Origin of the sequence: Scleromatobacter humisilvae (assembly GCF_023231945.1) — a bacterium.
In the GTDB taxonomy this organism is placed as follows: Bacteria; Pseudomonadota; Gammaproteobacteria; order Burkholderiales; family Burkholderiaceae_C; genus Scleromatobacter; species Scleromatobacter humisilvae.
This window is the reverse complement of record NZ_JAJLJH010000001.1, coordinates 1,258,694-1,270,205: the sequence shown is the minus strand read 5'-3', so window position 1 is coordinate 1,270,205 and position 11,512 is coordinate 1,258,694. Positions and strand designations below refer to the sequence as shown.

14 protein-coding genes are annotated in these 11,512 nt (G+C 66.4%); 10 read left to right on the top strand and 4 right to left on the bottom strand.

Annotated elements, in window-relative coordinates; genetic code table 11:
• Window positions 1-112 precede the first annotated feature (112 nt).
• Complete coding sequence (locus LPC04_RS06135) at window positions 113-997, top strand: hypothetical protein (protein WP_275681300.1); 885 nt, start codon at window positions 113-115, stop codon at window positions 995-997.
• Window positions 998-1,086: 89 nt separating this feature from the next.
• Here the strand turns inward: LPC04_RS06135 and LPC04_RS06130 are convergent, their stop codons facing one another.
• Window positions 1,087-1,281: a hypothetical protein gene (locus tag LPC04_RS06130; RefSeq protein WP_275681299.1), complete on the bottom strand. Its 195-nt coding sequence runs from the start codon at window positions 1,279-1,281 to the stop codon at window positions 1,087-1,089.
• Between the two features lie 211 nt (window positions 1,282-1,492).
• On the opposite strand from LPC04_RS06130, the gene LPC04_RS06125 reads away from it, so the two are divergent.
• From LPC04_RS06125 to LPC04_RS06105, 5 genes are all read left to right on the top strand, one after another.
• Window positions 1,493-2,137 (top strand): DNA-3-methyladenine glycosylase I, encoded by a 645-nt coding sequence (locus tag LPC04_RS06125; RefSeq protein ID WP_275681298.1) that lies wholly within the window; start codon window positions 1,493-1,495, stop codon window positions 2,135-2,137.
• A 57-nt stretch (window positions 2,138-2,194) separates the two neighbouring features.
• Window positions 2,195-2,632 carry a cupin domain-containing protein gene (locus LPC04_RS06120; protein WP_275681297.1) on the top strand — a complete coding sequence of 146 codons (438 nt, stop codon included), beginning with the start codon at window positions 2,195-2,197 and terminating at the stop codon, window positions 2,630-2,632.
• A gap of 263 nt (window positions 2,633-2,895) precedes the next feature.
• Window positions 2,896-4,239, top strand: a complete 1,344-nt coding sequence (locus LPC04_RS06115; RefSeq protein WP_275681296.1) for a tetratricopeptide repeat protein — start codon at window positions 2,896-2,898, stop codon at window positions 4,237-4,239.
• 223 nt (window positions 4,240-4,462) lie between these two features.
• Window positions 4,463-4,966, top strand: coding sequence for a 3'-5' exoribonuclease (locus LPC04_RS06110; protein WP_275681295.1), 504 nt, complete (start codon window positions 4,463-4,465; stop codon window positions 4,964-4,966).
• Between the two features lie 237 nt (window positions 4,967-5,203).
• Complete coding sequence (locus LPC04_RS06105) at window positions 5,204-5,959, top strand: PA3715 family protein (RefSeq protein WP_275681294.1); 756 nt, start codon at window positions 5,204-5,206, stop codon at window positions 5,957-5,959.
• A 573-nt stretch (window positions 5,960-6,532) separates the two neighbouring features.
• Here LPC04_RS06105 and LPC04_RS06100 read toward each other — a convergent pair.
• Together LPC04_RS06100 and LPC04_RS06095 are read right to left on the bottom strand one after the other, a co-directional pair.
• Window positions 6,533-7,066, bottom strand: coding sequence for a DUF421 domain-containing protein (locus tag LPC04_RS06100; protein WP_275681293.1), 534 nt, complete (start codon window positions 7,064-7,066; stop codon window positions 6,533-6,535).
• A 22-nt stretch (window positions 7,067-7,088) separates the two neighbouring features.
• Window positions 7,089-7,256: a DUF1328 domain-containing protein gene (locus LPC04_RS06095; protein WP_275681292.1), complete on the bottom strand. Its 168-nt coding sequence runs from the start codon at window positions 7,254-7,256 to the stop codon at window positions 7,089-7,091.
• 272 nt (window positions 7,257-7,528) lie between these two features.
• Between LPC04_RS06095 and LPC04_RS06090 the strand changes: the two genes are divergently transcribed.
• From LPC04_RS06090 to LPC04_RS06075, 4 genes are all read left to right on the top strand, one after another.
• Window positions 7,529-7,711: a hypothetical protein gene (locus LPC04_RS06090; RefSeq protein ID WP_275681291.1), complete on the top strand. Its 183-nt coding sequence runs from the start codon at window positions 7,529-7,531 to the stop codon at window positions 7,709-7,711.
• A gap of 113 nt (window positions 7,712-7,824) precedes the next feature.
• Window positions 7,825-8,271, top strand: a complete 447-nt coding sequence (locus LPC04_RS06085; protein ID WP_275681290.1) for an Hsp20/alpha crystallin family protein — start codon at window positions 7,825-7,827, stop codon at window positions 8,269-8,271.
• 33 nt (window positions 8,272-8,304) lie between these two features.
• Window positions 8,305-8,688 (top strand): Hsp20/alpha crystallin family protein, encoded by a 384-nt coding sequence (locus LPC04_RS06080; RefSeq protein WP_275681289.1) that lies wholly within the window; start codon window positions 8,305-8,307, stop codon window positions 8,686-8,688.
• Between the two features lie 62 nt (window positions 8,689-8,750).
• Complete coding sequence (locus tag LPC04_RS06075; protein ID WP_275681288.1) at window positions 8,751-9,023, top strand: hypothetical protein; 273 nt, start codon at window positions 8,751-8,753, stop codon at window positions 9,021-9,023.
• A gap of 1,318 nt (window positions 9,024-10,341) precedes the next feature.
• Here LPC04_RS06075 and LPC04_RS06070 read toward each other — a convergent pair.
• A complete protein-coding gene (locus LPC04_RS06070; protein WP_275681287.1) occupies window positions 10,342-11,469 on the bottom strand; it encodes an AraC family transcriptional regulator in 1,128 nt (375 codons plus the stop codon).
• Window positions 11,470-11,512 lie beyond the last annotated feature (43 nt).

Genomic DNA, 11,512 nt, shown 5'->3' with positions numbered 1-11,512 from the left:
ATCGAAGAGGGCTGCGCCGGCGGGGTCGACGATCCAGCGACGTTGGGCCGTGCGACGGGTAGTAGCGCGGTGGTCGAGCGGGCCGCCCGCATCCCGCCACAATGCCGGGACGATGAGGTCCTCCACGCTCAGGAAGCTCGCCGCGGCGACGGTCGCGCTGGGCGGCGTGGCCGTCGCGGTCGTTGCCGCCACGGCCTGGCTGCTGCGCTTCGATCTCGACCGCCTGCTCTTCGCGCGCACGCCGCCGCCCGTCTCGCTGGGGCGCGCCGCGGAGGCGTTCCGGTTGCCGGGACGCGACGGCGCCGCCATGATCGTGCGCCGTTTCGACCGTGCCGTCGCCAGGCCTCGACACGGCTGCGTCGTCTTCTTTCCAGGACACGAGGGCGGCGTCGACCGATATGCAGGCGAACTGTTCCCCGACTTCGAGCGCGCAGGGCTGATCGTGTACGCCGTCGCCTATCCGGGCCAGGACGGCGCGCCGGGGCCGGCCCGCATCGACGACGTGCAGGCCCTCGCGGCAACCGCGGTGTCCACCGTCGTCGCGAACTGCGGATCCGGCCACACGGTCGTCGCGGGACGCTCGCTCGGCGCGATGGTCGCGGCCTACGCCGCCGGCGCCGTGATGCCTGCGGGCCTCGTGCTGGAGTCCGCCTCGCCGTCGTTGAGCGCCGGCATCCGGGGCGCGTTGCGCGAGCGCTGGTTCCTTCGTCCGCTGGCGTCCCTGCCGATCGAGATGATCGTCAAGCACGACTACTCGATCGCCGAGGCCGTGCCCGCGGGATTGCACGTCGCCATCTTCCAGGGGAGCGCCGACACACGCACCCCGCTGTCGGACTTCGGGTCGGAAGCGGGCGGGCCGGAGCGCCTGCCCATCTTCGAAGTGCCCGGGGGCACGCACACCGATACCCTGCAGCGCGCCAAGCTCGCGATGATCCCGGCGATGCTGGGGATGATCCGCGGCAGCGACGAGGCCGCGGCGGCGGCAGCAGAGGATTGAGCGCGGGCGGCGGCTCGGGGCAGCACTGTCCGCGGATGGACATGCAAAAAAGCCCCGCATCGCGGGGCCAAAGGCTGGGAAATCGGGGGTCAGGCGTTCGCGCGGCGGCCGACGATGGTCACGGTCTGGTGGTCGACGGCGACCACTCGCGTCGAGGCGGCCTGCGACAGCGCGGCGACGCGGTATTGGTGGCCCGCCAGCGCGTTGGTGGCCAGCAGCATCGCGGTCGTCAGCAGCGCGGCGACGGCAATGGGGGCGGCCTGGTGGGCGAAGGTCTTGGTCATGGTGGGCTCCTGGGGTCGTGTGTCCGGCGTGTCGATGGGGTGGACTGTAGGCAGGCGCGCCCCGGGTCACGAGCCGCTTGCGACGACGCGCCAGCGTGGCCGGACGAACTGCAGGCCGGCGCTACGGAGCGGCGCCGTGCCGCGCGAACCGGCCGATTCGGCGCACGATTGGCGCGCGGCAGTTTCGGCGCAACGGCTGCAGAATGGATGCATGAGCGAAACCACTTCTGTCCCCGCCGGCCTGTTCCTGCATGAAGACGACGGCGTGCTGCGCTGCCAGTGGTGCCGGGCCAGCCCCGAGTACCGGCGCTATCACGACGAGGAATGGGGCTTTCCCGTCACCGACGAGCGCCGGCTGTTCGAGAAGATCTGCCTCGAGGGCTTCCAGGCCGGCCTGAGCTGGCTGACCATCCTCAACAAGCGCGAGGCCTTCCGCAAGGGCTTCGCCAACTTCGAGGCCGACAAGGTCGTGCGCTTCGGCGACAGGGACATCGAGCGCCTGCTCGCCGACCCGGGCATCGTGCGGCATCGCGGCAAGATCGTCTCCACCATCAACAACGCGCAGCGCGTGCTGGAGCTGCGCCAGGAGTTCGGCTCGCTCGCGGCCTACGCCTGGGGCTACGAGCCCGCGAAGGACAGCCGACCGCACGTGCCGCAGACCGGCGTGGTGCTCGGGCCGTCGGCCGAGGCGGTGGCGATGTCCAAGGACCTGAAGAAGCGGGGCTGGACCTTCGTCGGGCCCACGACGGTGTATGCGTTCATGCAGGCCATGGGGCTGGTCAACGACCACTACGAGCATTGCCATGCGCGCGAGAAGGCGGCCAAGGCGCGCAAGAAGCTGAAGAAGCCGGTCTGAGGTCGCCTGGGCAGGACCGTTTCCTCGCCGTCGAGACACTTCATCCAAAGGGCCACCATGAATCCAGACCTTCTGACATCGCGGTCGATCGTTCCGGCTCGGTGGACTGCAATTGCAGTTGCCGTCTTGGGCGCCATCACGTTGGCGGTAGTCGCACATTCGCAAGGCACCGGCCCATCGGAGGCCCAAGGGGTGTCCACCAAGTCGCTTGGGACGATCGACTTGTCGAGCGAAATCGAGGGGATGTCAGCGCGCCAACTGCGTGCGCGCCTGGTGACCATCGAGCCCGGTGGACACATCGCACTCCATAGCCACAAGGACCGGCCGACGATGGAGTATGTCGTTCAGGGGCAGCCTGTCGAGATCCGCAACGGAATCGAGATCCCCCACCAACCGGGTGACATGGTGATCGCAACACGTGACGTATCGCACTGGTGGGAAAACCGCGGCACGACATCGGTCGTATTGCTCCCCGTCGACATCTTCAAACCATGAGCGAGTACGGATTGTGACGTTGAGGTCGATCTGGGATCTCTCTGAACGGCCAGAAGCGGTCGTTCGAACGTGTCCGCTATGGGGTAAGGTCGTAGGCCATCTTACGATGCAGTCGTCGGCATCGCGGAAAGGTGGTCGACGATCACATCCCTATTGGCCGAATTCACAGCTGCTCTAGGCGTGCTGCTGCAGGCCGAGACTAATGCACGTTCCATCGCTCGACCATGCCCCGCCGATCACGGCTCACCAGTCTCCAAACACCAATGCGCGATTTCTGGGATTCGACCTCCGTACACTTCTTGAACCGCACGAGTTCCAGATTCGCGTCGCTGAAGAGCGGCCTTGCGCTCCTGGTACTGTGCCTCGGTTCCAAAGCAGCATATGCCGGCTTGAGCGAGGGGCTGAAGGCGTACGAGGAAAGGAATTATTCAGAGGCGCTGCAGCAGTTTCGCTCGTTGGCTGTCAATGGCGACTCCCGAGGCGAGTATCTGCTTGGGCTCCTATTCGTCAATGGGCAGGGCGTTCCCAAGGACGAGGCTGAGGCCGCGGTCTGGTTTCGGAAGTCGGCCGAGCAAGGGGATGGCCATGCGCAGTACGACTTGGGACGCCTGTATCTCAACGGCCTTGGAGTGACGAAGGATACGCCCGAGGCCGCAGCCTGGTTTCGCCGGGGGGCCGAGCAAGGGAATGAGCCCGCGCAGCTCGCCCTTGCATTGATGTACACGAAAGGTGAAGGTGTCGACAAGGATGCGCGTGAGGCGATACATTGGTATCGCGCGGCGGCCGACGAGGGAAATGCCACAGCCCAGCTACGTCTCGGCGAGGCGTACTACATTGGCGAAGGCGTCGGCAAGGACATGGTCCTGGCCGCGGGCTGGATTCGCAAGTCGGCTGGTCAAGGTGCCGCCATGGCGCAGTACGTTCTCGCCACCATGTATCTCGCCGGCCAAGGTGTATCCGAAGACGACCGCGAGGGGGCCGCTTGGCTCCTCAAGGCGGCTGAACAGGGCGATGCCGACTCGCAGTTTTTGCTCGGCGCCCTGTACGGCACCGGCAAAGGCTTGAAGAAGGACATGCAAGAGTCAGCTGCCTGGTATCGCAAGGCGGCAAAACAAGGGCATGCGACTGCGCAACGTTCTCTCGGCAGCATGTATGCCAGCGGCGGTGGCGTTCCGAAGGATATGAATGCCGCGGCGGCTTGGTTTCACGAGGCAGCTGAGCAAGGGGACGCCGAAGCCCGCAACAACCTCGGCGTCCTTTACAGCAACGGTGAGGGTGTCCCGCAGGACTTCAGCGCTGCCGCGACGTTGTATCGACAAGCCGCTGAACAAGGGAACCGCCAAGCGCTCAGTAACTGGGGAGATATGTACGCCCGTGGTCAAGGCGTGCGCAAGAACCTGGTGGTCGCCTATGCGCTGTTTGGCCTCTCCGTGAAAATCGACCCCTCAAACAATAGCCACGCAGTCGGCAATCGAGCGATCGTGCAGGAGCTCCTGAGCAAGAAGGATGTCGAACGCGGCCAAGCGCTGGTCAGTCGCGCTGCAGTCCTTGGCGTGGGAAGGGCTGTCGACGAGTTCCTTGCCTCGGGAACGGGGGCAGAAAATTGACTTTGATGCTCGCCAAGCAACTGCCGCCGCTTGGGTCGGCAGCGTTGCGATCGACTTGGTTTCTTTCGGGCGGCACGCGGCCAGTAGCATGGTTAGCGATGACAAAGTCATCGTTGAGTATTTCGCCGCATAGGCATGTGTCGGCCACGATCTGCCAGTCGCGAACGTCGGCTTCGGGGTAGGCTATCGCCCCTTTCCCCCGGGCAACCCACGAACGGAAGCCATGCGTCGCATATTCCTCGACACCGAGTTCACCCAGTTCCGTGACGGCCAACTGCTCTCGATTGGGCTGGTCACCGACGAAGGCCATGAGTTCTATGTCGAGGTTGCAGATCTGACCCGCCATGCCCAGGCGAGTGACTTCTGCAAGGACGTGGTGATTCCCCAGTTCGGACTCGTACCTGGCGCTGCTGTTCGCGACGACGCGGCGGTCGGCGCGCGGGTGGCAAACTGGCTACGTTCGTTCGAGCACCCAGTCGTAATTTCGTATGACTACAAACTTGACTGGCGATTCTTCGAGAGCGCGCTGAGCGCGGCCGGGCAGTGGCACGCATTGGCCTCGACAATTCGCACCGAGGACGTCGCCGGCGTGGCGGCGCCGGGGACGCCGGGAGAGGCCGCCCAGAACGCGGTGTTCGAAACCAGCAAATCGCCGGGCCGGCATCATGCGCTCGTCGACGCAAGAGCGCTTCGTGCTGCGTGGCTTGCAAGTTCCACGCGGCGTTGAGAGAAGTCACAATCCGGCCACAACCGGTCGCTCGCGACTTTCCGCTTTCGGGAAGGGCACCCTGCACCTGCCTCGAATCCCAGGGTGCGATGGCTTGTCATCCACGAGAGCCATCAGCGACTTCGGAGATTGAGATGTTGCAGAGTGTCGGGTAAATGACGCCGCTCTGGGACCAGCCGCTCGAATTGGCGTTCAGCTACCATCCCGGGATCCTAAGGCCTCGTCACCCGTCGATTTATGCGCCTCGCCGTATTCGTAGTCTCCGGTGTTCTTTCGATGTCTGCTTGGGGAAATTGCTCGAGCGATGACCAGAGGCGGCATCTGAAGTTCGCGGATTCACCGGGTTCCGGCCAAGAACACGTTGCCTGCAAGAGAGATTTCGAGCTAAACAAGGACATCTGGGCCGTAGCCTCCCCGCGCGATGCGTCGGAGGATGCATCAGAGGACAGCTACGATCTCGATGTGTCTTTGGAAGATCTTGTCAGCGGCAAGTCCATCGCAGTCGGCCACTTCAAGGGCCTGCTGAAAAACGGCGGCGGTCCGGAGCTCGGCGAGATCAAGGTCGACACTGGCAGATACTTTATCGCGCCCGGCGTCCGGGCCTTCGGTGTACGCGCGCTCAATTCCATGACTCTGTTCGGTGTTCCTACCGACGGTGAGGAACTCGCCCTATTCGTCGTGAGGGGCAAGGACATCGTCAATGTCCTGTCAAACGCCGACATGCGCATCTCCTATTCGAACCGTGCCGAAGTCTGCGAAGAGCAGAGACGCGAGATTGCACGGGTTCTGGTCGTCGACAAGGCGCTCAGTCACGGCTTCCGCGACCTGCTGGTTAAGGAAACGATCACCGATTCAGCGGGCAAGAAGGACGCTTCCGGCCGATGTCGCCTTGCACCCACCAGCGTGAAAACCAACGAGCACCGGTTGCAATACGACGGGTCGAAGTACACCGTGCCCCGCGACATGCAGGAAGTCGACTGCCGGGTCTGCTGACGGTGGGGCGACCGGTCGTCTCAGGTCGGCCAGGAGCTGTCATTGGTGGGCAGCTACTTCCCGTCATCTCACCCGGGCGTCCTTGTGCCATAGGCGATCCGTAGTTGGCCACCCGAAGAGTGAAAGCTCGGGAACCCGTAGGTCTACGGGTAGTCAAATAGCCTGTCACTGCAATTCACAGCTTGGCTGCGCTCACGCGACTTTGAGCGTGTTCTCCACTAGCTCTGTTCCGCATTTCTCCCCTCCCGCAAGAGTCGCCTGGCAAGTCGTTAAAGAGGCCTGACCGTTGGCGTTCCGGCAGCCTAAAGCGCTCCGTTCCGATGCTTCGCAGCATGGTGCACGCCATCAGCACCTGTTCGTCCATGAGGTCTCGCCTCCACCCACGACGCGCTCGCCCAGGGCGACCGGGTCGCGGTCGCCATGGCACTGGCGCACGAAGACCATTGGCAAGGCGCGACCATCCGCTGAACCAACGCTAGGCGCGTGCGGACCAGCGCACGACGCGTCGCGCGTGCGCCCGACGGCTTCGCGGCGCACCTCCTGCAACTGGAGAACCGGGTGTTCGCGGGCTGATCAGCGGCCAGGGGGCCGGGCGAGCGTCTTCGGGTCGTCCTGCGAGCCCGGCTGCCGGATCAGGCTGATCTCGCCGTCCGATTCGAGGTACATCGCCTTGATCCGGCTCAGATCCTCCAGGCCTTCTTCGCGCACCTTCGACATCAGCTCCGCATCCGAGATGAACTCGCGGCGCATGTTGCGGCGGTTGCGCTTGCCGTTGCGCACGAGGGTCAACCGGCGCGCGGCCAGCAGCCGCTCGGCCGCCGGCCAGCGATAGGTCGCCCAGTCGATCGCGACGTTCCAGAACACCAGTGTCGAGATGAGCACGATGGCGTCGGTGGCCGAAGTCGCGTCCCCGATCATGCCGTTCTGCGCGGCGTCGCCCAGCAGCACGATGAACAGGAAATCGGTGATGCCCATCGAGCCCACGTCGCGCCGCAGCACGATGCGGAAGATGAGCACCAGGAACCAGAACATGAGGCTGCCGCGCGCGACCAGCTCGACGATGGGCATCGTCAGCTTGAAGATCGATTCGAGCGTGTCGTGGTCCATCGCCGCTCGCGCGTGCAGGCCGCTAACGCCGGAAGATCGTGAAGCCCAGGAGCAGGAAGATCACCACGAGCGCCACGAAGACGTAGAACAGAAGACGCGCGATGTCCGCCGCGCCCACGGCGATCCCGGTGAACCCCAGCGCGCCCGCGATGATCGCGATGACCGCGAATATCAGTGCCCATCTCAACATGACTTGCTCCCGCGATGTGCCGGCGGCGCCGGCTCGGGCGAGAAGGGCAAGCGCGATGCCGCGCCCCATCCAGGGTGGCACCAGTCCGACGGTCGTCTCGCTGACAGAAAGCTTTCTGGCGGCTCGCTTGGTGGGAGCGCCGGTTCAAGACCTCGCGCCAGCGCGTTGAGTAAGGGTTTTCACGGACCTTGATCGACGCTTGAAACTGTCAACGCCGCTCCTAGCTGATGCGTCGAGGATCTGCCATCAACCGATTCGGAGAGGACTGAATCATGGCCAACACGTCCACATCGATACGCCAGGCTTCGTCGCGCGGGACGCGCGGCATGCGCTGGATGAGCGAGCGCCAGCTCGACGCCTATCTGCAGGCCAGGGAAGCGTTGCGGCGCGTGCGCGCCGCCGCCGTTCCCGAGGAGCCGCGACAGCGCTCTTCTCCGCCGACGCCGGCGGATTGACCGACGGATTTCCCGAGGATCCCGCGGCCCCGCAGCCGCGCGGGCAGGCTCGACCCCTCCCGGCGGGATACAGGGCCCGGTATCCGCGTCCACCCCACCGAAGGAGCTTCAACATGATCGACACCCTGCGGCCCCAGAGCCTTTTCGACCAACTCGAAACCATGCAGCGCCTGCTCGCGCGCTCGTTCGGCGCCGAAGGCGCGCCCGGCGGCATCCGCGCCGTCGGCTACGGCGCCTTCCCCGAGATCAACGTCGGGCGCACGCCCACGAGCGTGGAGGTCTTCGCCTTCGCGCCCGGCCTCGACGCGTCGACGCTCGACGTCACGATCGAGCGCAACGTCCTCAAGATCTCCGGCGCCCGCAGCGCCGCCATCCCGAAGCGCGACGCCCAGGTGCAGCTGTACGCGAACGAGCGGCCGGACGGAGGCTTCTCGCGGGCCGTTTCCCTGCCTGACGACGTCGACCCGCTGAAGGTCGAGGCGACATACCGCGACGGCGTCCTGCGCGTGAGCGTGGCGTTGAGCGCCGCCGCGCAACCGCAGCGCATCGCGGTGCAGTGACCTCCCACGACCACGGATTGAAGGAGAACCGACATGACTGATCGCAACGAACTCACCACCGCCAACAAGCCTGCCGAATCGGCGCAACGTCCCGCCCTGCCCGCCGTGGACATCTTCGAGGACGCCGGCGGCATTACGCTGCTGGCCGACATGCCGGGCGTGTCGAAGGAGCGCCTGGACGTCAAGCTCGACAGCGACAACCTTTCCATCGAGGGCCGCGTGGAACTGGACGCGCCAGCGGAAATGCGCGCGGTGTGGGCCGAGGTCAATGTCCCGCGCTTCCGCCGCACCTTCACGCTGAGCCGGGAGCTCGACGCCGCGCGCATCGAGGCCAATCTGAAGGACGGCGTGCTGACCCTGCGGATCCCGAAGCAGGCCCAGGCGCAGCCGCGTCGCATCGAGGTGACGGCCGGCTGAACCTGCACGGGAGCGGCGGCCGCGCGAGTGCCGCCGCCTCGTCTTGCAGCGCGAGGATCATCATGGAGTGCTATCGCATCGAGATACCGTCCGGCGTGAAAGTGGCCGGCTCCGCCGCCGGGGGCGAGGCCACGCACGTCTTGCCGGGCGAGTATCTGGTTCATCGGTATTGGCCCAAGCTGGCCTCGAGCGCGTCCCCCGTGCTTCGCTTCGTCGGCGCCGATCCGACGGGCCGCGACGTGCACGTCCCGCTGGACGCAGTGCGACGGCTGCCGGCGTCGACCGGCGTGAGCGCCGTCCTGCAGAAGACCCCCGCGCTCGACGAAGCTGTCTGACAACGCAGGAGGCTTGCCCGCTCGGACATTGTCGAAAGGCTTGAAAGCCGCGAGCGAGCGGCCTTCAGCGCAAATTCGGACGGCAGCCATACCGAGTTCCTGCACTCACCGTGCCAGCGTGAGCGCTTGTCTCAAGGGCAAGCGCAATTCGAAGGTTGATCCAGGCTGCAGGCTTGCACTGACGACGCTGGCTCTCGCCGTGCATTTCGGCAATCGCTTTGACGATACCGAGTCCGAAACCGAGTCTGCCCATTGAATGGCCGCAAGCTTTTCATTGACGTTCGGGTCTCTTCACTTAAACGTTGCGAACCTGGGACTTTGCCTTGCAGTCGCTTCGACCCTGATGCGCAGATGCTGGTTCTCTGAAAAGTGTTCCTCTCAGCAGCGCAGCGCCCATACCGATGCGCTGATGCGTGTACCCGATCACGATCAGGACCAGCGTTGCCAGTAGACCGATCAGCGGCGATGGGCGCCGGGCGAGCGCGGATCTTCGCCGCACCGACCGCAGGTCGTAGGCGAAGAGCGTGTGGCGTGGCGGCTATTCGATCGAAGGCGCAGCCTGCATGTCGAATGTCGATTGTCGATGAAGTCGAGACCGTAAATTCGGGACGAGCAGATCCTCGTCCAGACCCTGACGAACTGGCTTGGTGCCAGCTCTCCGATGACCGCTTTCGAGCGGTCAATTCGCTTCGACGAAGGGCCGCAACGGGTCGCCAGCTGCCGATCGCGACGCCGGAAGCGGTCATCCCGCCAGCACTGCAAGACCAAACGACCAGAGCCGCCTTGCGGTCGGGATGGCCGATTCCAGCGAATGCCCAGGGGCCCGCGGCCGTTACGGCTCGACGGATGCTTGGCCCAAAGGGGGCTCGCTGCCCGCCCTCCGGCCTCCGGGACCGACGGTGTCCTCCATCCCTGTCAAGGCGGGCGTCCTCCCGCATTCGGCCCCGGCGCCGGCCTCTGCAGCTGCGGCGTCCTCGCTCCGATCCGCGACATTGCCCCTCGGAGCGGCAGATTTCCCCTTCGGCGCGGCAAGTTTCCCGCGCCTAGGGGCGATTTCAGGTGTCCGGATGGGAAGGCGCCGCTTCGACGGGGGATCGACGCTGCTGGAAGACCCGACGTCGGCCCGGCGCGGGGGAATGTCGGCGCTCCGAGACGTGCTGTCGCGGTGTCGCACGGCAATGTCGGCAGCGCGAGGACGTCCGCCGCGCCTCGCCGGTGCCGAGGCCCGTCGCCGCAGCCGGGGCCCGGCGCCGTGTCGAGGTCGACGGCCGCTCGGCGCGCGAATTTGCCGCCCGACCCGCTGGTTTGACCTCGGGACTCAGGTGCCGACGGCCGCGCGCAGGCGCTCGCGCGTGCGCGCCGGCGTGTTGCCGAACCAGTCGCGGCAGGCCCGGTTGAACGAGCTCTGTTCGCGATACCCCAGCATGTACGCGACGTCCGTGAGGTTCAGCCGCGAGTCGCGCAGCAGTTCCTCGGCCAGCGCCTGGCGGGCGGCGTCGTGCACGGCCTGGAAGTTGGTGCCGGCGTCGGCGAGCTTGCGTTGCAGCGTGCGGGTGCTGACGGCCAGCGCCGAGGCGACGTCGTCGACGCGGGCGCGGTCGTTGGCGAGCTGGGCCGCGACCTCGCGCCGCACGTCGCTGACGATGCGCGGCTCCGAGGTCTCGCGCAGGCGCGCGGCCAGCAACTCGTCGGCGTGGCGCTGCAACACCTTGAGCATGCTGCCGTCGGCGTTGGGCACCGGGCGATCGAGCAGTGCGGCGTCGAAGCGGCCGTAGGCGGCGGGCACGCCGTAGACGACCGCGGGGCCGAAGACCTGCGCATGGGCCGCGCGGATCGCCGCGTCGGGCTCGGGATAGGGCAGGCCGATCTCGCGCACCGGCAGCCGCTCGTGCGCGAGCCAGCTGACGAAGGTGAGGATGCCGGCGAGCACGCTGTCGCAGAGATGGCGCGCCTCGGCGGGCGTGCACTGGGCCAGCCAGGGCGTGTCCCAGTAGTAGGTGGCGACGTCGCCGCGCTCGTCCAGGCGCGAGCGGCCGAGGTCGTGCGCGAGGCCTTCGTAGCGGCGGGTCTGGTCGAAGGCGGCTCGCAGCGTCGTGCAGGCGCACACCACCAGGCCGTAGAACGGATAGGTGGACAGCCGCGCCTGCAGTCCGACGTGCAGGCCGAACGCCGGATCGCCCGCGAGGCGGTCGCCCGCGCCCAGCAGCGCGATGTATTCGGCGACGCCGAGGCTGTCGCGCGCGGGGTCCAGCGTGTCGGCGGGCCAGGCGAGATCGGCGCACAGCGCGGCGGGCGTCACGCCCATCGTCTGCGCCGCCGCCACCGCCGTCTGCACGTAGGCCATGGCGACGCGCGCGTCCTGCGCCGGCGGGATCGGGCAGGGCGCGTCCGCGGGCCGGTTGACGGCAGAGGAGGCGGGCGGGGTTGCCGCGGGCGGGACTGGCATGTAGTGGCAACTCGCCTGTCGGCGAAAGACAAGCCGCCGGTGC